The organism is Stieleria marina (assembly GCA_007741555.1).
Classification (GTDB): domain Bacteria; phylum Planctomycetota; class Planctomycetia; order Pirellulales; family Pirellulaceae; genus K23-9.
This window is the reverse complement of sequence record CP036526.1, coordinates 3101035-3123095: the sequence shown is the minus strand read 5'-3', so window position 1 is coordinate 3123095 and position 22061 is coordinate 3101035. Positions and strand designations below refer to the sequence as shown.

The window sequence follows — 22061 nt, the reverse complement described above, 5'->3', positions numbered from 1 at the left end:
AACGTGAACGATTTTGACACTCCGTCGATCCGCAAGACGTCGATACCCTTTATCGTAGCGTTGTGCGTGATTGCATCCGGAACCGTTCTCTCGCTCGTCGCGTATCGCGTGTTGGAAAAAAAAGAGACCCGACTGGTCAATGCTCAGCTGGATGCCGCCGCCGAGCACCGCGTGCGAGTTTTGGAAAAAGCATTTCGCCAAACCTCTTTCGCGCCCTTTCGCCGCGGGCCGCGACTGGGAAACGGTCGTTTGGAAAACCGGCAACGTTTCGCCGCGATCGCACAGCGCCACTTAGAGATCAGCGACTGCACCCGTTTTTTGGCCTGGGCCCCCAAGGTCAGCGCACGCGATTTAGAACGCACCACCGAAATTGCGAACGAACAAGGCATCGATGATTTCCATGTCGTGGCCATCGACGAGGAAAACAGCGTCATTGGCGACGACATCTCACTGCCCATTTTCTTCGTTGCCGACGAAAGCCAAAACAAAATCCAGATTGGCGTCGATCTGGCAAGCATCCCGGAATGTGCTTCGGCGATCCGGCGAGCCTTGATCACCGGCAGCGTCGCGTCGACGAGACCGTTTCGTTGGCCGGTCGGTGACTTTGAATCGGCCACCATTGCCATTGTTACTCCGACGATGAATCAGCCCAGCGATCAGTCATCGATGGATGACCGACTGGCGAAGATGACGGGAATTGGGATCTCGGTCGTCGACGCAGACGCGATGATCGCCGGCGCGTTTGAGGCGTTTCCGCATGATGTAGATTTGCGCTTGTACCAATCTGACGCCAGCTCTGAATCCGGTCCGCAGTTTGTCGGGTTTTATGATTCCGTCAGCCAGACGATCCGATTCAACGATCTGGACAAAACGCCGAGGGCGTACGACGAGATTTCGACCAAGTCACGTCTGCAGGTCGCTGGCGAGTGGTCCGTTCAATGCATCGCTACACCTCAGTTTTTGAAGGAACGTAGCACAAGCCGGTTCCCCCTGATTGCCCTATGCCTAGGCGTCCTGCTATCGACTGCGGTCGGAGGCTACACCCGAGTTCTGCTGGATCGTCAAAATCGCGTGGAACAACTCAGCGCGCTGAAGACCAAGGAACTGCGTGATGCAAACCGTTTCCTGGATTCAGTGGTCGACAACGTTCCGACGATGCTGTTTATCAAAGATGCCAAGGAACTGCGTTTCGTTTTGTTTAACAAAGCCGGCGAAGAACTGGTGGGGCAATCACGCGAAGGATTGATTGGACGCACCGATTTTGACCTCTACCCAAAAGACGAAGCCGAGTTTTTTACTCAGAAAGACCGAGCTGTGTTGGCGTCCAAAGAAATGCTGGACATCGAAGAAGAACAGTTGATGACCGACAAAGGATTGCGAATTCTGCACACCAAAAAGATCCCGATCTACAACGAAGACGGCGATCCAACACATCTAGTAGGAATCTCCGAAGATGTCACCGACCGGATAGCGGCCGTCGAAGAACTCAAGCGCGCCAAGGAAGCAGCAGAAGTCGCCAATCAGGCGAAGAGCGAATTCATGGCAAACATGAGCCACGAAATACGCACGCCGATGAACGCCATCATGGGCATGACGGAATTGGTGCTGGATACAGATTTGACTCCGTCGCAACAAGAATCTCTACGGACGGTTTTGAATTCGGCAGACGCATTGCTAAACATCATCAACGAGATCTTGGATTTTTCCAAAATCGAAGCGGGCAAGATGGAATTGGACCCGCAGGATTTCGATTTACGAGCCGAACTCGCGTCGATGTTACGACCGTTCCACCCGCGAGCGAGTGACAAGAATATCGATCTGACGTGGCACGTTGATGATGCGGTTCCTGATTCAATCCACGGTGACTGGAATCGCTTGCGGCAAATGCTGGTCAACTTGGTCGGCAATGCATTTAAGTTCACGCCGTCAGGAGCCATTGCCGTTCAGGTGAATCTGAATTCCGAGGATTCCCAGCAGAACGACCGATTTAGTTTGCGATTCAGCGTGCGTGATACAGGCGTTGGTATCCCAGCCGACAAGCAGGAAGCCATCTTTGCCGCGTTCGAGCAGGTCGACATGTCGACGACAAGGAAATACGGCGGCACTGGCCTCGGATTGGCCATCACCAAACGTTTAGCCGATGCGATGAATGGTCGCGTGTGGGTCGAAAACAATTTGAACGGCGGATCGATCTTCCACTTCGTCGTCTCACTGCAGAAAGGCGAGTCGATCGTTGAAGCCGAAGACAAAGAAGCGGTCGCCGATCAAAACTCGCAAACGATCCCTTCATTGAAGATTCTGTTGGCCGAAGACGGAAGAGCCAATCAGATGGTCGCTGTCGGCCTGCTTACGAATTGGGGACACCGCGTGGAGGTCGCCGAGAATGGACAAAAGGCAGTTGAATTATGGCAGTCAGGTGATTTTGACGTCATTTTGATGGATGTCCAAATGCCAATCATGGACGGCTTGGAAGCGACGAAGAAGATACGGCAATTAGAACGCGACCGAGGTGGTCGTGTATTGATCGTCGCCGTGACAGCGCATGCCATGAGTGGTGATCGAGGTCGCTGCCTTGAAGCCGGAATGGACGACTATATCAGCAAACCAATTCGCCGCGATGAACTCGCGCGAACTTTCGCTCGGTTCGCAAGTGAAATCTCCGCATCGGCATACGCCGATCAAACTTCCAATGACGAGCGCCACGACACCGAAGATGCAAAAGTCATTGACTGGGATGCGTGCTTGACCATTTCGGGTGGCGACCAGGGACTTCGCAATGAAATCGTGACGGTCGCGACAGCCGAGTTCCCCAAACTGCTTGACCAGCTGGCCGCAGCGATCGAGGAGCAAGACGAAACCAAATCACGTCGATTGGCTCACACAATCAAAGGTGAAGCCCGAGCCATTTCAGCTGACAAAACGGCTTTGCTTGCTGAACAAATCGAACGGGCGGCTCCGGATCCCACATGCAAAGCAATTCGATCCAATCTACCAGCGTTGCAGGCTGCCATCACTGAACTGCTGCAAGCCTGTGCATCCAAATTCCCGGCCACGTAAACACGCGGCGTTATTTCGCACGGACCAGTTTCATGATCCTCCCCGAAACGTTCCAGTCCTGAACGTAAAGATTTCCGTGGGTGTCCCAGTAAGAACCATGCGTACCGCTAAAGACTCCTTCGATCCAATCCTTCTGCAACACGCGATAGCTTCCTCCCTGCTTACGATCGGCGTTGTGTCCCAGCACAGACATGATCGTGTTACTCTTGTCCAGGATCACGACACGTCCTTGCAAGTCAGGAACACTGACGAAATCTCCTTGGATGGCAACCGACGTCGGGTTGCCGAGCCCCGTGATGACTTCTTCGATAAATTCTCCGTCCAAGCTGTAGTGGACCAATCGCCCTTTGGGTTTGTGGTTCCGATCGCAGATCAGTAGCCGATGCGGTTCATAACGAGTATCCAACGTCATTCCGTGAGCCGTATTGAACTGCTTGAGACCGTTACCCTTTTCGCCAAAGTGACTCAGGTACTTGCCGTCTTTGTCGAATCGAAAAATGTGGTTGCTTGCGTAGCCGTCAGACAGATAAATGTCGCCATTCGCTGCCACGGTAATTGCCGTTGGGTTGAATCGCTTCAGACCCAAGCCTGATTCTTCGGGAAAAGGCAACCGGAGGACAACGTCGCCTCCTTTAACTTTGAACTTGATTCCCTCAGCGTTCTTGTTGCGAGCTCCGTAGATGAACTCTTCTCCGTTCTCTTCGCGAATCTCCATGTCGTGCAGACTGCGGTAATCCGCGTCCAGGTAAGAGTGAATGACTTGCCCTTCGGGCGAAAACACAAACACACCCTGATCGGCACTGGTGTAGATGTTCCCCTCTTGGTCGATCACAACGCTGCCGTGAGTAGGGCCGATCGATGAATTACCATCAGGACGAAGCCCCCAGCCGGGAACCGTATCGAACGTCATGATCCCACACCCCATTCGCACAGGCTGAACGTCTTGCTGTGCATCGGCATGCTGTGAACTGACAATCGCCGTGACAGTGAAAAGGAATAGTGTCGTAAGAAAACGATTTGGTTGGTTCATGTTCAATTGATCTAAAAGAGAGTTTCGCTCAGGAGCAAACGTGTGAATCGTAGAGATTAGTTTTCGTTGAAGAATATTACCAAGTTCTTGGTCTGCCTGGCGGCCGCCACGAAGTCGACTTTGCCATCGCCATTCAAATCGCCGGCCTTGATATCTTCGATGGCAATCTTGTCGGCCGAAAGCTGCTCTTCTTGCCACCTTTTTCCATCAGCATCAAGCGGCGTAAAGAGTTTGATACCTGGAATTCCTTTTTCGTTCATCGCTCGCCATCCAACAATGATCTGATCACTACCGCGGCCCAAAAAATCGGCACAAGCAATTGCATGACCATCCTTCAATGATTCGTCCAACACCTTGACCAATTCCCAGGGCTGCCCTGATTGCTCTGGTTCAACGTAGACAGCAGATGTCGATCCGTGCATCGGCTGAATCGTCGTAACGAATCGCTTCGCCTTAATCATTTCGCTGCCTTGGCCGTCAGCGCCATCACCGCGCGGTAACCGACCATCGCGCACTTCACCCGCAAAGGCTGCTGTCAATTGACTGCGTTTCCACTGGTCGCCTTGTCGATCCAGATGCCATACTCCTTCTTTTCCGGCGATGATCATTTCTTCGTCCACGTCATCATCCCAGTTGACGAGGTGGAAATTGTGCGACAAGTGCATGAAATCGCAAACGACATCGTGTTTCCACGTCGACGTGGGATCGCCTGGTCTTGAATAGGCCAGCAGTTTCAAACCCGCGCCGTCTCCGTCTCGACTACCTTTGCCTCGAAGTGGTTTGACGACCAAACGATAATCGTTTTTCGCAGCGCGGACCCAATGCATGCGGTGTGTGCTGGGTTCGTGATGAAGTTTAACGGGCGTCCACGGCTGTGTTCGATCTTCAGGAGCAACCAAGTAGTGGACCGCACCGTCTTTGACACTCTCGCGATAATTCCACTGTCCGCCGATCGCAATTTCACACTTGCCGTCGCCATCGATGTCTCGGGCCGCCACGCATACATTGTCTCGCTCGGTCAGGTCCTGTGCGATGACATGCTTGGTCCAGCTAGGATTCCTGTACCACTGAACCGTGCTTTTGTCGGCAAGAACAATATCCGGCTTGGCGTCTCCATCCACATCGGCGATAGCAATTCCATAGCCGATCTTAATTTTGTCAATTTCGACTTGCCGCCACTTTGATTCCGCCGTCGCCTGCTCCGCCGATGTCGACAGCAAAATCGCAACGAGAACAAACGAAAGGAAAGACTGGTTCGTCATGGGGAATCACCTTACAACGTTTGAAACAAAGAGGGAGTCTAGCAAGTAGCTCTAGGATCGGAGCGCTGTCCAAAACAATCGAGCGCCAACGCGCCGGTCTATGCCGCAATTTTCGCGGCGTAGACCGAGGCTCGCATCGGCGATGGATTGCGCCGAGATTTGGGTCATAGCGTTGACCGGACTTTCCAACAGGCCCTAGTCAGATCAACGAAATCACCACTACTTCACGACGCCCTTGGTAATTCCAGGACGGTCGTCCGTGCGGAACGGCGTCATCGGCAAGCCTTCTTTACTTTGCACATTGCAAACCGGGTTTTCGGCCCAGGCGTAGCGAACGGCTTTGGGATTGCTGACCTGGTCGCTGACAAGCTGAACCTTGTCTTTGCCAACCAGTTTGGCAGTGGCTTCGAAAAACTTGCCGCCCTCGCCCGCGATTGCAAACCCCATCGGCTGATTGACGTCAAACGTATCCAATCCTCCGCCAACATGGTCAAACGTCACCACGGCTTTGTTGCCGTCAATCTCGATCGACTTGTAAGTGGGACTGCGGAAAGGAACTTCGATGCCGTAGTCTTTCGCAAGCGCCCAACGTGCCAGGCGTTTTCCGACGACCTGCTTGTTCTTGGGGTGAATGTCAGACGCTTCGCCCAGGTCGATGATGACGGCTTCACCGGTATTGGCAAGTTTAGACATCGTCATGGTCTGAGCTTCACGCAACTCCGCCCAACTACTCTCCGAAGGCTGCTCACTTTCGCTGCGAAAGTCTGCCAACTGAACCCAGTAAAACGAAAAATCGCTTTGCGCCCAATCGTCTCGCCAGTTTTGGATCATCAACGGAAACAGTTCGCGGTACTGATACGCGCGCCCCGCATTCGATTCGCCTTGGTACCAAATCGATCCACGCAGCGTGTAACCGAGCACGGGTAGCAACACACCGTTGTACAAGTTCGCGGGGCGATGCTGACCGACCAGTGGATTGCGAGGCTCACGTGGACGCGCGCCTTTTTTAATCTCCTCCCACTTGGCCAACTTTTTGTCATACGCTGCTCGAACTTTGTCGTGGTCGTACGTCTTGGCAGTGTCGTCCCATTTGGCTAACAGTTCGTCGAAGTTTCCAGATGACTCCAGTACGTCGCGACGCACCCATGCTTCGGCAGACGAACCACCCCAAGCGTTATCGATCAATCCAATGGGCACGTCCAGCGTTTGATGCAACTGACGACCAAAGAAGTATCCGACAGCAGAAAACGACGGAACGGTCTCGGGAGTACACGCTTCCCACTTGCCGTTGAAATCATGCTGCGGGTCTTGCGTCCCGACTTGTGGCACAGAGATCAAACGTATGTTGGGAAATTTTGCGGCCCGGGATTCCAAGTCGGCATCGTTTGAACTGCCGACCGGCCAGGACATATTGGACTGTCCCGAACAAAGCCATACTTCGCCGATCAGTATGTCTTTAAACACGATCATTTCGTCCGCCGCGATCGTCATCTGATGCGGTCCGCCAGCAGGCAGAGCATCTAGCGAAACGTCAAAACGTCCTTTGTCATCAGCCACCGCGGACGCCGATTTGTCAGCCAACTTCACGGTGACATCGCTGCCTGGCTTGGTCCAGCCCCACACATGGATCGGTTTTTCGCGTTGCAAAACCATGTGGTCGCCAAACACGGACGACATTTTCAGTTCCGCATGGGCAATGACAGGAAGCAGCAAAGTGGCGACTGCAAACGCGGCAGTCAAAACAGACAGACGATAACGGAGCATTGGGCGGGACTCGCACTGGAAGGTGGGAAAATGGTTCGACCTGAACCATCAATGGACCCAAGATAATAACCCAATGCATGAGCGGTGGCGTGCAGTTTTGCCTTTTTACGCCGTTGGTCACCAAAGTTCTTTACGGTTGCATTCGCTCCGTGACTTTCTTTGATTTCCGATCGATCGAAAGCGTCTGTTTTTTCTTAGGGTCCGCTACCAATACGGCATCCTCTGTGACGGCCAGCCCGACGGGACCACCCAAGGCGTCTTGCCCATCGCCGCCGTACCATTTTTCGGTTTTTCCATCAGCTGTAAACTTCCAGATCGATTTGCCATAGACGTCACTGACATAACCATGATCGCCTGCCCAAGTCAGACCGCTGGGAAATTGATAGGGGCGTTCCTTGATGATGGCTTCCGCTTTTTTGTTCTTGGTGTCGATTCGATAGACGGCTTCGGCATCCGGCGTGACGGCCCACAAATAACCTTCGCCATCAAACGACAATCCGCGTGCATTGACTCGCGCGACAAGCTCCGGTTTTCCACCACCGATAGGCAGGGAGAACACCGCTCGTTTTTCCGCGTCGCCGACGTAGATGGTTTTGCCATCCAGACTGACTGCGATGGCCATTGGGATACCGATGTACCCGTTGGTCAGGGGTGTGCCGGAATCGGATGCCAGTGGCTTTCCGTCTGGACTGGCTTTTGGAAATGCATAGACTTCGCGCGTCGCGCTATCGCCAACCAAAATGCCTCCTTCGGGATGCGGCACCACGCACCATGGACGGTTCATTGGTTTGCGAAGAAACTTCGTTCCTTTCACGTAAAGCGTTTGCTTGTCGCCATCAATTTTCCAAATGCCTGGCAGGTCAAGATCGACCACTAGCAACGAATCACCATCGACGGCCACGTCACGTGGATACGTTACGACAGGTTTGGCATCGTCATTCTTTTGGTCTGCCTTTTGTTCCGCGGGGGCCTTCGCTTCTTGTGCGATTGCGACCGTCGAACCGGCTGCCAATACCGCCAAAAGCAGCAACGCGACCACGTGACCCAAAATGCTAGCGTGTGAAAAGATAACGATTACGCAAAGTTTGTTCATAGTGCGGGTCGTAACGGTCCGAAGAATAAGATTGGACATCCAGCCTATCCGGATGTGGGGGGTGCGTCGTGAAAGCGTGCCCATTGTGAATTTGTAACGTTCTACAAGAAGCAACGCTATGATAACGCGACAGAGCCGTCTTGGACTCCTGAGTGCGACCGTAATTTTCGCTAGTTTTTGTGCCAGCACGGTATTTCAACCAGCGACCGCTGAGGCGCAGAACCGACTTCGCCCTCAGACTCAGCGTTCCGCTGCAACTGGCTTGGCGGGATCGGCTGAGACTCCTTACGTGCAAGATCGCATCGATGTCGGCCACGCTCGGCTTGTCACGGCCCAACCCCGTCGTCAATCGATGATCGCTCAAGCTGCTTACGGACAAGCGATTAACGAAATCCCGCCTGCCCCATTGGACGGTTCGCTCGTCCAGCAAACTTCATTTTTAGGTGGCGGCTGCGATGGTGGCTGCGGACCGGTTTGCGATTGCATGGAAGCCTCTTGCGGAGTCGAAGTCGGCTGTGGCGTCGAACTGATCGAACCAAGCTGCGGTTGTGGACTCGAAATCGGCTGTGGCTGTGGCGTCGAAATCATGGAACCTGGCTGCGGCTGCGTCGGCGAATGCAGTTGCGGCGTTGAATTCATGGGCCCGTCTTGCGGAATGGAAGCCGACTGCGGCTGCGATTCATGTGCCAGCGTTTCCAATTGCTGCCCGGGTGGACTGCCTGTGTTCCTACCGTTTGTACGCATGGGTTGGAATCGCATGAATTTGTTTGCCGGCGTGCAAGGCTACACCGGTCCGATGAACTGTGCCAACATCAACGCAAACGATCCGACTCAAATGGTTGGAGCCGGCAGTTCGTTCGGTTTCTACCAGGGATTCAACGAGGGGCGATCGCTTCGAAAACTGCTCGGCTTTGACCTTTCGGCTCAGTTGGGTTTGCGAGCTACACAGAGCAACCTTTCTGGTTCCAAGATCACTAACGAAACGCGTCATCAGATCTTTCTAACAGCTGGCCTGTTTCGCCGCGTCGACTACGGTCTGCAGTACGGTGTCGTCTTTGATTACCTCAACGAAGACTGGTACTTTCAAGGCGACGTGACTCAAATTCGCGGCGAGCTGAGTTTCAATACAGGTAACTGCAATATCTTTGGCGTGCATTTCATGTCAGGAACCAATTCCGATTCGTCAACGACCGCCGTCCGCGACTTGGCTGGTTCGTCGTTGATCTCCAATGTTGACTTTGAAGCTCTCAACCAAGTCCGCGCATTCTACCGTCGCGAACTCGCTTGCAACGGCGACTGGTCCGTGTTCGTGGGCGGCACCGATGGCGACAACACCGTGATGGGCTGCTCCGTCAACCAACCGCTGGGTGCCAAAGTGCTATTCAATGCGGGTGCGACCTATGTCAATCCCAACGAAGACGAAGGCCAATCGTTTCACGACGAAGCCTGGAATCTTTCGATGGGCTTCACGTTCCGTCCCGGTGGTGTCAATTCGTGCAATCGCTATGGCCGTCCAATGTTCGACGTTGCCGACAACGGAACATTCATCGTTCAACGCAAATAGCCGTTGCCGAAAACAGATTAACGACGCGGCACACCGCCACTAGATCGATTCACTCGATCAGGTGGTCGGCGTTATACTCGGGGAGCTATCCGTGTTTCCCAATCTGAGTTAACTGCCATGCTGAAAGCCTTTGTCGCGTTTGCGTTTGCTCTGTCATTGCCGAGTTCTTTGGCAGCGCAAGATCCCGATTCGCCGACGAATCTGAAACAACCGAACGTTGTCTGGATCATTCCGGATGACATGTCGGCCAATTTTTCGTGCTACGGCGAAACCGCAATCCAAACTCCCAACGTGGATCGTTTGGCGAATCGCGGCGTGAAGTTCACCAACGCATACGTCACTGCGCCAGTCTGTTCGACCTGCCGATCGGCGTTCATCACCGGGATGTACCAAACCAGCATTGGTGCGCACCATCACCGCAGCGGACGCGGGCAAAAGAAGATCTATTTGCCCGAAGCGATCCAGCTGATCCCCAAGATGTTTCAAGACGCCGGCTACTACACTTCGGTTACAGGTTGGCCCGTTGCGAAAGGAAGACTCGGCAAGACAGACTACAACTTTGAGTGGGACAAATCGGTCTACGATGGAAATGATTGGTCTGGACGAAAAAAGGGCCAACCGTTTTTTGCTCAGTTCCAAACGCGAGGCGGCAAACGACGCGGAAAAGACTCGGACGGCTGGGAGCAAGTCGCAACAAACGCCGAAAAACGATTCGGCACGCGAATGTCGACCGACGTTGTCAAACTTCCGCCCTACTACCCGAATCATCCTGACATTGTTAGCGACTGGGCTGCTTACTTAGATTCGGTCCGCATGACCGACGCGATGGTGGGTGACGTGATCGATCGGCTGAAACAAGAAGGCGAACTGGAGAACACGCTGGTGCTCTTCATGACCGATCACGGCATCAGCCATGCACGTGGCAAGCAGTTTTTGTACGACGAAGGCCTTCACGTTCCGCTTGTCATCGCCGGACCAGGAATCACAGCGGGCCAAATTCGTGACGACGTTGTGGAACACATCGATATCGCGGCACTGTCGCTGGCCGCCGCAGGGATCGCGATTCCGTCCTACATGCAAGCTCGCGACATTTTGGCGAATGATTATCAGCCTCGCGAAGCCGTCTTTGCCGCCCGCGATCGGTGTGATGAAACGGTCGACCACCTGCGCAGTGTGCGCACCAAACAGTTCAAATACATTCGCAACTTTTTGCCCCAGCGTCCGTACCTGCAGCCTTGTGCATACAAAGATGCCAAGGCGATCCTGATTGCCCTGCGGCAGTATCACAGCGAAGGCAAACTGAACGAAGTTCAATCGCTACTGATGGCTCAAACACGCCCGCACGAGGAACTGTACGACACGCTGGCGGATCCCCATGAGATCAACAACTTAGCGGACAACCCACGCTACGCGCAGACGCTACAAGAGCTGCGTGGACGACTGGACGTTTGGATGAAAGAAACCAACGATCAAGGTCAAGTGCCGGAGTCCAGCGAGATGTTTGACAGTGACATGAAGGTCTACACGGACCGCATGCATGGTCCAAAAGGAAGTCCCGAGCAAGCACAAATCATCGACAACAATATCGCTCTGATGCGAAAATGGGCCGCCGAAGGAAAGTAACACGGCAACTTGAGAAAGCTCACGGAAAGGCCGCTACCGCGACATCGCAACAGCGGTCAGGCAGAGTAGAAGCTACTGCGACGCTCCTGGTAGGGAGCGTCGCAGCGACCAGATTCGCTTTTCAGTTCAGCTTAGTGCTTGTGTTCAAACGTTGGCTCTTTGCCTTCGTAAGCCTTGTAGAGTTCGAAGATCGATTTTTCCAACGACTTGGCTGTTGCCGGGTCAGCTGACTGCTTGCACTTCATGGCAGCGACCATCACCTTGTGAGCGGCAACCAACTGCTCGGTGTATTTTGGGTTGTCAGTCTTGATGCGCTGAGCCATGAAGTACGCGGCAATCGTGTTTTGAATATTCGTCGCATGCTCTTCCTTCGTCGAAACCCAGCGGCCCATTTGATTGACCGTTTGAGCATCAATTTCGCCACCGGACAATTCGTTGATTTGCAACTGAGCTTTCGAAATTGTGTGCTCGTCTTCCAACATTTGTTCAAAGCGAAGCTGATCGCTATAGATTCCACAAGGAACTTGGCAGTGTGCCGAAGCAACCGAACTTGCAAGGCAGACGATAGCGAGGGACAGAAATGCAGGTGCAAAACGCATGGATAGTTGACTCATTTTCAAGATTCTCAAAGTGATTGGTTGAGTTGTCATTCTGACAATAAAGCTCCCCATCACTATAGAGTGAATCGGACCTTGCCGCAGTCCTAGCTAATGATTTTTGACATTGCTCCAAAGAACCAATCGGACGGTGCATGCTTTCCCATTCCCGTGGCAGTCCGACGCAAATTTCTCGCAAAACGACCTTGCAAAAACGGACAGAAACATAACGCGGCGTCAGGTTCGTCATGCCGAAAACATTTTCCCACTCGGCAGTTGCGGCTCGCTACGACAGGATTCCTTTGAGCACGTTTCCGTGTACATCTGTCAAACGGAAATCGCGACCGCCAGAGCGGTACGTCAGTTTTTCGTGGTCGATCCCTAGCTGATGCAACACGGTCGCCCACAGATCATAGAAAGTGCAGGGATTCTCGACCGCGCGGTAACCGTATTCGTCCGTTGCACCATAGGTCGTGCCGCCTTGGATACCTCCGCCAGCCATCCAAAAACTGAACCCCAACGGATTGTGATCCCGACCGTTTGAACCTTGCGAAAACGGCGTGCGGCCAAATTCGCCCGTGAACACAATGATCGTTTCGTCAAGCAAACCGCGTGCGTCCAGATCCTTAATCAGCGCTGCGATCGGCTGGTCGACTTGTCCTCCCATCGCCCGGTGCCCTTTTTCCAACTCACCATGTTGATCCCAAGGGTTGGCAGCGCCGCCGGCGCCGATCTTGTAAGTCAGACAGGAAAGCTCCACGAAACGCACGCCCTGTTCGATCAGCCGTCGAGCCAGCAGTGCTTGCCGGGCGTAGGCTGCTTTCGTTTTGTCCGCATCGTCGACTCCATACATCCGTCGGGTCAACTCAGTTTCGCCGGAAATGTCACACAACTGCGGAACCGCGGTCTGCATTCGAAACGCGGTCTCGTAATTCTTGATCGACGCGTCCACATGGGCATCGTCGATCGAAGAGGCAAAATGACGATCCAGTTCGGCGACAAAGTCCAACCGCCGGCGCTGCAAGCCAGGCGGTTGTTGCGGCCGAACATTTGCAACCGCCTCCGCGACATCAGCTTGCAGAATCGAAGCTTGATGTTGGGCCGGAAGAAAACCGCTGCTAAAAAGCCCCACACCTCCGTGCGGTGCCACCGCACCGCCGCTTTGCAGCACAACGTAACTAGGCAGATTTTCATTGGCGGAACCAAGCCCGTAGCTCATCCAAGCCCCTGCACTGGGATGGCCCAGAAATGGAAATCCGCTGTGCGCCAGGAAATTGCCCTGCGCATGCTCATTCACCGCGGAGGTCGCGGATCGAACAATTGCTAAATGGTCCGCGCAACTCGCAATTTCAGGAAACAGGTCGCTGATTTGCAAACCGCTTTCACCATGCCGTGAAAACTTAAACGGGCTGCCAAAAATCTGGCCGTTCTTGTTGAATTGCGTGCGTTCCAATTTCATCGGCATCGGCTTACCGTGATCTCGACTGAGTCGCGGTTTGGGATCGAACGAATCGACGTGCGAAACACCTCCGGACATGTAGCAAAGGATCACGTTCTTGGCTTTTCCACGCAGGACTTTCCCTGTACCGGCTTGGGACTGACCAGCATGCAATGCGGACAACGCCATCATCCCAAACCCGCTGCTGGTCCGGGCCAGCCACTGCCGACGACAAACTGCCGATGCTCTATCGAACATAGATAAACTCCTTCATGTTGAACAAAGAGTGCGCAATATCCACCCAGGCTTGGTTCGCTTCGACATTCACTGGCAACGTGGCCATTTCCGATCGAAGCGACTTCAATCTCACCTGCAGTTCATTCCGTCGCTTGAGCTCGCTGCGACTCAGCGTTTGTTCGATTTGCTCCGGAGAAATCGCGTTGACGGTTTCAATCGCAGCCGCATGAACCTCGTCCAAGGTTAGCACTCGATCATAAAGCCTTGCGTGCAAGATCCGTCCTCGAAGCATACGATTCCCGCTGGGTGCTTTTCCGTGTCGCATTCCAAACACAACTTCAAAATCATTTTCGCTAAACGATTGCCGGCTGGCCTTGTAAGACGTTCCGTACACATGGCCGTTGCGGTAGCAAATGATCCTCCCGTCAACAGCGTAGCTAATCGCTAAATGGACTGGCTTATTCGCCGCGTCGGTCTCTGACTGACCGTCAAACGACTTGCTCCGCCGATGATGTTCACTCCCCGACAACCACTGCCCCTTCGCTTTCTCTGCAAAAACAATTGAATCAAACACCGTGCCTGACAAATCTTGAACCGTCATCACTCCGCCCGCCGCCTGCTCCAGCGTGGACAGCTGAACCACCGCTTCGAGTGTTTTCTCATGCAAAGGTTTGACAACGGCACTGGTCCTGGCAAATCCGTTTCCATCCAGTATCAAAGCTCCTTTGCTAATGGAGGCTGATCCCTCCAGTTTCAAATCAAGTTGCCCCACTTGGTCGTCAGCCGAACTTTCAAATGACCATTCAGAGATTGGGTGCAAATCGGTGGACCCCGAATCAACCGAAGCGGCCCCAATGCGTTTCACCGCCGCATCCACGATCGATTGCAATTCCGCATCGTGTCGATCGAAATCGCTCTGCAATTGCCGGCGGTGTTCGGTCATCTCGCCGTACATCGCTGAGGAAGACTCCACGAACGCGATTGCCGACTGAATCTCCTCGTCAGTTGGCCGCCGCCCCAACGCCTCTCGCCACAACCAACCCACCCGCTGACGATCGTCGTCAATCGCATCTTGCTTGAAAGATCGACCGGAAAATTTCCGGGCTGCGTCCAGTACAAACGAATCGTTCATCATCAGCAATGACTGTGCCGGGACATTGGTCACGTCTCGACGGCCTTTGCTCGAAAACGGCACCGGCGCATCAAACGTAGCCAGGAACGGATCCAGTGCGTTGCGGATGACTTTGACGTAAACGCTGCGGCGACTTGATTTCCCAGCCACGGCTTGACCGTACATGCCCGCATCTAGTTTTCCCGCGACGCTCAGCACGGCATCACGAATCGCCTCGGCTTCCAATCGCGTGACCGACCAGTGCGAATAGAATTTGTTTGTCGGATCAATGGTTTTCGCCGGTGCGGACGATACTGCGTCCTGACACCAAGTGTCGCTGGTCACAATACGGCGAATCATTGACTTGATGGACCAATCATCTGACGAGCGGAACTCGCTGGCCAAATAGTCCAGCAACTCAGGATGCGTCGGCGTCTCCCCAAGCCGTCCGAAATTATCATTGGTCCCCACAATTCCGCGACCAAACAAATGGTGCCAGATGCGGTTAACGATCACTCGCGAAGTCAGCGGATTGCTTTCGTTTAAAACACTTGCGGCTAACTCACGCCGGCCGCTAAGTTTGGATTGGTACGGCGTGCCATCGAACGCCTCCAAAAAACGTCGTGGGACTTTCTCGACAGGCTGCTTGTGATCCCCTCGCAGGTACAACGGCTGATCCGCACCAGCCCATTCTGCCAACGCGGGTGCTCGCCGCGGCACGGGGATAACGCTCTCTAGTTGGCGGTACCGCTGCACCAGTGGTTCTACTTTTTCGAGCGATTCCAAAGTGTTCGCAAGAATGCCCGACTTCACGCATTGATCCAACAAAATCGCTTCGGCGTCGCTCAAATCTTTGCGCTGCCAAGCAGCAACAGCATCGCGGATTGATCGTCGCAACAGGCCCGCAAATTCCACCATCGAAGTCGGCGAATCAGCTTCGGCACGCTTCAAAATCGGCTGCAACCATTCCTTGTTAAGATCGCTGTTCCATGGAGTGTTTTTGGGGACAACGACCGCATCCCGAATCCCAAACCACGAACGATCTTTGCCCTGAACCAAAATGGCAGAATCATTCGCCGTCGCCATTTCGATGTGAATGTCGTCGCCCTTCCAATAGCTCAGATCATATTTCTGCCATCTCCAACCGGGCTGTTCTTTCTGATTCAATTTCGTAAAAGGAAAAACGGTGCCGTTGCGTGGATAGTCCTGCACCACGAACCTAGAAATCGCAGCCCCGTCGCCATCGACGCGCAGCCAAAGATCGTACTCATCATCCAGCGGAAACGATGGCGAAGTGAACACGGCGGCATGTTTGTCGCTTAGCAAATGCGAAAAAACACCGCTTGGAAGGATGTCACGAACTACCAACTCGCCAGCTTCAGCGATCGTAAATTCTCCCGCGGGACTCGCTTGATCAACCGTACCGTTTCCGTAAGCAAACCAAGCTTTGTGATCGACGGGTTGAGACAAATCCCAATGACGAACCGCTTCGGACTGCTCGGTGTTGCTTGACGCGGCAACGTTCGCTGAAAGACGCTGCCAAGCGGCAGGAAAATCGTCCGCCTCGCGAAGCGACTGAAAGAACTTTGCAACGGGCGTCAATCGTGCTTTGTCTTGGCTGATCGCATCAAGCAGCTCATCGTCGCTTGAAACCAAGTCAAGCCAAGAGGTCGCAATCTTGTCGCGAATTTGTGACTTCAAAGCCGCCAGCGATTCGCGGTTGCGATTCAGTCTGTCCGGCGAATCAATCGCAGCTCTTGCTGGGCGAGTCGAACCAACGATTCCAAAGAGGGCGTAGTAGTCGGCTTGGCTGATCGCGTCGAATTTGTGATCGTGACACCGAGCACAAGAAACCGTCAGCCCCAAAAACGCTTTGCTAAATACATTGACCGAGTCATCGGTAAATCGCATCTTTTCTTCCATGGCGTCGGTCGGGGCAAAACCATGAAACACCATGCGCCAATGGGCGGTCGCCAACTGGGATTCGTTGATTCCGAGCTGATCGTTGATTCGCGGCGTATCCAGCAAATCGCCGGCAATGTGTTCGCGAACCATTTCGTCATACGGCACGTCGTCATTTAACGCACGAATCAGATAATCGCGATAATGGTGGGCTCCGGCGATTCTCGGATCACCTTCGCTGCCATGAGATTCCGCATACCGGATCCAGTCCATCCAGTGACGAGCCCAGCGTTCACCAAAATGATCAGAGTTCAGCAAGCGATCAACATACTTTTCATAAGCCCCCTGAGACGGATCATCAACGAACTGAGCGATGCTCGCTGGTGTAGGCGGTAGCCCCACCAGCGCAAACGAAAGCCGCCGCGCCAGGACACTCCGCTCCGCACGCCCAGCGGGAACCAGGCCAGACGCTTCCATTTTGGCTTGCACAAATCGATCAATCGCGTGGTCGCGCGCCGCGTTTGAATTCTCCGCGTTTGAATTCTCCGCGTTTGAATTTTCCGCGTTTGATTTCGCTGCGGGAATCTCCGGTCGAATGATCGGCTGAAAACTCCACCACTGCTTGCGTTTTTCGCGAATCACTGGCCATGAAGTCGACGAGGCCAGCTCATCTTCGGTGGGCGGTTCACTACGCGGGTCGGGCGCTCCCATCGACATCCATTTCTCGAAGTCCGCGATCACATCGTCATCAAGCTTTTCGCCCCCTTCAGGCATCTCCAGCCCTTCGATTTCGTGCTTCAAGACTTTTAGCAGTAAACTATCCGCTGGGTCCTTCGGTAGCAGCGTCCCTGATTCACCGCCCTGGCGCAGCGCGTCGTGGTAATCCAGCGACAATTCAGCTTCGGCCGTTTCGCTCGTGTTATGACATTCGTAACACTGCTCGACCAAAACTGGTCGGATGCGTTGCTCAAAAAACTCAATCTCGCTGGGCTGCCACTCCGTCGCTGAAGCAGCGACCGGCAGACAAAGCAGCGTCAAAGCAGGAAGGAAAACGATTTTCACGATCGGAAGGATCCTCTCAAGCGGGGGATAGGATTCACTCCATTGTAGACGATGCCACAACGCGCGACGCGTAAAGGCACTGAATCAAAGTTTGCCAATCAGCCTTCGCCGCACGTATGCGATAGGACAAGGTTCTGCAGGTCGCTGGGCTAACTGGTAAAACAGACGGCAGCAAGATGAGCCTTTCCCCCGCTTATCAACATGGGCACTACGCATTCGGTGGACCGAACGACACTAACTTCTTTGAACGAGATTTCGCATGCTGAATTTCCTGGTCGAGCTGCAGATTTATGACAGACCCGCTGCGTGTGATCCTCCAACGGCGTCGGCTCCCAATCAAATCAAGATCGTTAGCCAGCTTTGTGCAATCCTGCTCGCGTTCGCGTCCCAAACGATTTTTACGAAATCACTGCAAGCGCAAAGCAAGGAACACCCAAACATCGTCGTGATACTGACCGACGACCAAGGCTGGGGCGACTTGAGTCTTCATGGGAACAAGAACCTATCGACACCCAATTTGGATTTACTAGCCAACGAAGGCGTCGCGTTTGAAAACTTCTATGTTTGTGCCGTATGCGCGCCGACGCGAGCCGAATTTCTCACAGGCCGCTACCATCATCGCACGGGTGTTAGCGGTGTCAGTCGCGGTGAAGGCAGAATCAACCCCAGCGAATCACTCATTGGCGAACGATTCAAAACGGCCGGCTACGCGACGGGTTGTTTTGGCAAGTGGCACAATGGCACTCAATCTCCCCTGCATCCCAATGATCGCGGTTTCGACGAATTTTACGGATTCACGTCCGGACACTGGGGGCACTATTTCAGCCCACCGCTGGATCACAATGGACAAGTCGTCCGTGGCGACGGATTTGTCGTGGACGACTTCACGAACCACGCCATTGGGTTTATTCGCAAGCACGCCTCGACGCCATTCTTTTGCTACCTACCACTCAATACGCCTCATTCACCGATGATGGTGGACGATCGCTTCTACGATCAGTTTGCGAACCTCGATCCGGTTTCCAAACATCGCGAAGCTGACCGTGAAGACGTCGCGATGACTCGCGCGGCCATGGCAATGTGCGAAAACATTGATTGGAATGTCGGGCGTGTGCTGACCACGCTCAACGAATTGGAAATTGCCAACGACACGATCGTCGTTTTCTTTTGCGACAATGGCCCGAATTCGTTTCGATACAACGGCGGCATGAAGGGCAAGAAAGGAACGCTGGATGAAGGGGGGCTGCGATCGCCACTTTTCATTCGTTGGCCCGGAAAGATAGCGGCTGCCACCAAAGTCGACACCGTTGCGGGTGCCATTGATCTGCTACCGACCCTTTCGGCACTGGCAAACGTCGAAGCGAAAACGCAAAAGCCAATTGACGGCAGAAATCTCGCTCCGCTGTGGTCAGATCCCGACCAAGCGTGGAAAAAACGCAACCTCTTTAGCCTTTGGCGAAATAAGGTCACCGTTCGTGACCAACGCTTCCGGCTGGACGCACAATCCAAGCTGTTTGACATTCAAAACGACCGCGGACAACGGTTCGATGTTTCGGATCAGTTTCCCAAGCGGGCTGCCGCTCTGAAGCAAGCGGCGGATCGTTTTTCCGCGGCGGCGCGGCGAAACAACGAACGTTTCGCGGACCGACCTTTCCACGTTGGCTATAGACCTTCGACTACGTTGCCAGCCCGCGACGCAGTCGAACACGGGACGATCCAGCGCAGCGCCAAACCGCCCAACAATTCGTTCTTTCGCAATTGGACCAGCGAAGACGATTCGATCACCTGGGAAATCGGCGTGAAGGCAGCCGGCCAATACAACGCGACCATCCACTACACCTGCGCGGCAGGTGACGAAGGCGTAAAAATCACGGCCAGTGTCGATGGAGGCGACGCAGCGACGGCTCCGGTGACGCAAGTCTTCGACCCGCCGCTCTACGACAAATCAAAAGAGCGTGTAAAGGACTCTCATTACTTTGTGAAAGATTTTCGCCCTCTGCGGCTCGGGTCCTTGCGACTGGAACAGGGTCGACAAACGCTGCGACTTACGGCGGCTGACTTCCAAGGCAAACAGGCGATTGATGTGCATTCGATCGTGCTAACCAGCATTTCAGCAGCGGAATAATATCGCAACATCGAAAACTCATTGGTCGACGACATGCGACGGGCTTTTGCTTGCTTGTTACCAGCTTTGGTACCGCCTATTGCACGCGGCAATCGCTGTCGGACAACGTTGATTGAACAGTACCTAACCCTTTCGATAGGCGGCTGGTGACTCACCGACGTGTCGCTTGAATTGCCGGTAGAACGTACTGAGGTCATTGAATCCGCATTCAAACGCGATCGATGCGATGGGGACGTTCGTGTTGCCAAGTCGCTGCTTGGCGTGCTGCACAGCAAGTTCGCGAACATAGACCAACCACGATTTACCGGTCATTTCAGTAAAGCGTTTTGTAAAGGCTCGCCTCGACATGCCAACGCTTTCCGCTGCCGCATCAATGGTCGTGGCCTCAAAGAAATCGGTTCGGAGCGAATCGATGTACTGCTCCATCCGCGGCCGGTCGGACTCTGATTCTTCGTTCACGATCGATCGCGCCGATCGAGAATGTGAGAATGACCTCGAAGCAAAAATGCGTTGCGACAACTGAAGCGCATCGCTGACCATCGACAGCGCGCAGTGCGACTCATTGCTCTGCTGCGTGTGCACCATTCTTCGCATCAGCGATGCGACTCGGTTTGCCAAGTGCCCGTCGCCACGGATTGTTTGCTTCTGAAAACGATCGACCAATTGATCGTCAAAGTGAAACAGCGATGTCGAAAGACAACATATGTACAAACTAGACGCCGATCCGGGAGCATCTTCAATCCGATTGGCTGTGCCGGGCGGGACCACCACGACGTCGGCTGTTGAGAAACTGGATTGATGGTCAGAAAAGCAGAACGCACCCTCGCCGCTGAGCACATAGACGACTTTGACAAATGCGTGAGTTCTCCAGTCCATGGTGAACCGTGGCGAATGATGACTCTCCAACACCAGGACACCCCAGGGCGGAAGCCGCTCGCTGAGCGCGTAGTCGGTCAATTCGTCCGACATAAGGGATTCCTGTCGCGTAAGAAACACTGCGTGCCCGATTTGCAAACCATGATACAACCCAATCAGCCAAGATAGAATCCCGCGTTTGGTCTATTATCTGAGCCTGCCAGAAAGCAAACTACCCAAATCGCGAATCCCCTGATTCGCCCGTATCAACCACGGCGGACGCAATCATGGCTTTTCCGCACTACCGCCACTCAACAGCGAGCGAATAATGTCGCCGATCGACCCTTTTTCTCTGATCACTCCCGGCCGAAAGATTCACGGTATTTCGGCCATACTGTTGCCCTTAAAAGCGGATGACTCCGTTGACTGGGTCGGATTCGATAATCACGTTCATCGCACCTTGGATGCCGGCCTGTCGCCCGCGGTGAACATGGACACGGGATACGGGCATTTGATTGACGAAGCAACGCGTGTGGAAGTCCTAGGTCGGACCCAAGAAATCGCGGCCGGTCGAAAGTACGTCGCAGGAGCATTTGTCAAAGACGACCCGGGCAGTCCTTATGACGCCGATGCCTATCGAACCAGCATGGACCAAATCCAACAGCACGCCGGCGTGCCGGTGATCTTTCAATCGTACGGCCTGATTGGCGGCAGCGAAGATCAAATCGTTCAGGCCTATCAAAGCCTGGGTGCCAACTGCGACGCGTTTTATGCTTTTGAATTGTCGCCCATTTTTGCGCCGTTCGGTCAAGTCTATTCCCTCGAAGTTTATTCGCAGTTGATGGAGATCCAGTCCTGCGTCGGAGCAAAACACTCCTCGCTCAATCGCATGCTGGAGTGGCAACGCCTAGACCTCCGCAACCGCCAACGTCCTGACTTTCAAGTCTGCACGGGCAATGACCTGGCGATCGACATGGTGATGTACGGGAGCGACTACTTGCTGGGGCTCAGCACGTTTGCACCCGATGCATTTGCTCGCCGCGATGCAATGTGGGAGTCGGGTGACCCTAAGTTTTTTGAACTAAACGATCTCTTGCAGTACCTCGGAACGTTTGCGTTTCGCCCGGACGTGCCTGCCTACAAACACTCCGCAGCAATGTTCCTGCATCTTCGCGGTCAGATCGAAACCAATCGAACTTATCCAGGATCACCTTGCCGTCCGGATTCTGACTTACCGATCCTGCAGAACATTGTCGATGACCTTGAGAAACGACTCGCATAACTGCGGTCATTGAATTTGACGCGGACACAGCGCCCCGACGTGCCTTCCTTTTTGATGAAT

At 53.9% G+C, this 22061-nt stretch carries 13 protein-coding genes; 5 read left to right on the top strand and 8 right to left on the bottom strand.

What is annotated here, in order from left to right:
- Positions 1-3: 3 nt before the first annotated feature.
- Positions 4-3057: an ATP-binding protein gene (locus tag K239x_RS10865; RefSeq protein WP_145417835.1), complete on the top strand. Its 3054-nt coding sequence runs from the start codon at positions 4-6 to the stop codon at positions 3055-3057.
- A 10-nt stretch (positions 3058-3067) separates the two neighbouring features.
- Here K239x_RS10865 and K239x_RS10860 read toward each other — a convergent pair whose 3' ends face one another.
- The 4 genes from K239x_RS10860 to K239x_RS10845 form a co-directional block, all read right to left on the bottom strand.
- Complete coding sequence (locus K239x_RS10860; protein WP_145417833.1) at positions 3068-4087, bottom strand: 6-bladed beta-propeller; 1020 nt, start codon at positions 4085-4087, stop codon at positions 3068-3070.
- Between the two features lie 56 nt (positions 4088-4143).
- The gene (locus K239x_RS10855; RefSeq protein ID WP_145417831.1) at positions 4144-5349 is read right to left on the bottom strand and encodes an FG-GAP repeat domain-containing protein; all 1206 of its coding nucleotides are present in this window, start codon (positions 5347-5349) and stop codon (positions 4144-4146) included.
- Between the two features lie 219 nt (positions 5350-5568).
- The gene (locus K239x_RS10850) at positions 5569-7113 is read right to left on the bottom strand and encodes a sialate O-acetylesterase (RefSeq protein WP_145417829.1); all 1545 of its coding nucleotides are present in this window, start codon (positions 7111-7113) and stop codon (positions 5569-5571) included.
- Positions 7114-7243: 130 nt separating this feature from the next.
- On the bottom strand, positions 7244-8206 hold the full coding sequence (locus K239x_RS10845; RefSeq protein WP_145417827.1) for an NHL repeat-containing protein: 963 nt from the start codon (positions 8204-8206) through the stop codon (positions 7244-7246).
- 118 nt (positions 8207-8324) lie between these two features.
- On the opposite strand from K239x_RS10845, the gene K239x_RS10840 reads away from it, so the two are divergent.
- Positions 8325-9770 (top strand): DUF6666 family protein, encoded by a 1446-nt coding sequence (locus K239x_RS10840; protein WP_145417824.1) that lies wholly within the window; start codon positions 8325-8327, stop codon positions 9768-9770.
- Between the two features lie 117 nt (positions 9771-9887).
- A complete protein-coding gene (locus tag K239x_RS10835; protein ID WP_145417823.1) occupies positions 9888-11393 on the top strand; it encodes a sulfatase family protein in 1506 nt (501 codons plus the stop codon).
- A 131-nt stretch (positions 11394-11524) separates the two neighbouring features.
- On the opposite strand, the gene K239x_RS10830 is transcribed toward K239x_RS10835, so the two are convergent.
- The 3 genes from K239x_RS10830 to K239x_RS10820 all read right to left on the bottom strand — a co-directional run bounded on the left by K239x_RS10830 (position 11525) and on the right by K239x_RS10820 (position 17739).
- Positions 11525-12007, bottom strand: a complete 483-nt coding sequence (locus K239x_RS10830) for a superoxide dismutase [Ni] (protein WP_419189924.1) — start codon at positions 12005-12007, stop codon at positions 11525-11527.
- A 268-nt stretch (positions 12008-12275) separates the two neighbouring features.
- Positions 12276-13685, bottom strand: a complete 1410-nt coding sequence (locus K239x_RS10825) for a DUF1501 domain-containing protein (RefSeq protein ID WP_419189923.1) — start codon at positions 13683-13685, stop codon at positions 12276-12278.
- The gene (locus K239x_RS10820) at positions 13675-17739 is read right to left on the bottom strand and encodes a DUF1553 domain-containing protein (RefSeq protein WP_419189922.1); all 4065 of its coding nucleotides are present in this window, start codon (positions 17737-17739) and stop codon (positions 13675-13677) included. Before K239x_RS10820 ends, K239x_RS10825 begins: the two co-directional genes overlap by 11 nt.
- Positions 17740-17998: 259 nt before the next feature.
- Between K239x_RS10820 and K239x_RS10815 the strand changes: the two genes are divergently transcribed.
- Positions 17999-19864, top strand: coding sequence for an arylsulfatase (locus K239x_RS10815; RefSeq protein WP_145417819.1), 1866 nt, complete (start codon positions 17999-18001; stop codon positions 19862-19864).
- A 123-nt stretch (positions 19865-19987) separates the two neighbouring features.
- Here the strand turns inward: K239x_RS10815 and K239x_RS10810 are convergent, their stop codons facing one another.
- Positions 19988-20833: an AraC family transcriptional regulator gene (locus K239x_RS10810; RefSeq protein WP_145417816.1), complete on the bottom strand. Its 846-nt coding sequence runs from the start codon at positions 20831-20833 to the stop codon at positions 19988-19990.
- Positions 20834-21047: 214 nt separating this feature from the next.
- Here K239x_RS10810 and K239x_RS10805 point away from each other — a divergent pair, with 214 nt between their 5' ends.
- Positions 21048-22001, top strand: coding sequence for a dihydrodipicolinate synthase family protein (locus K239x_RS10805; protein WP_145417814.1), 954 nt, complete (start codon positions 21048-21050; stop codon positions 21999-22001).
- Positions 22002-22061 lie beyond the last annotated feature (60 nt).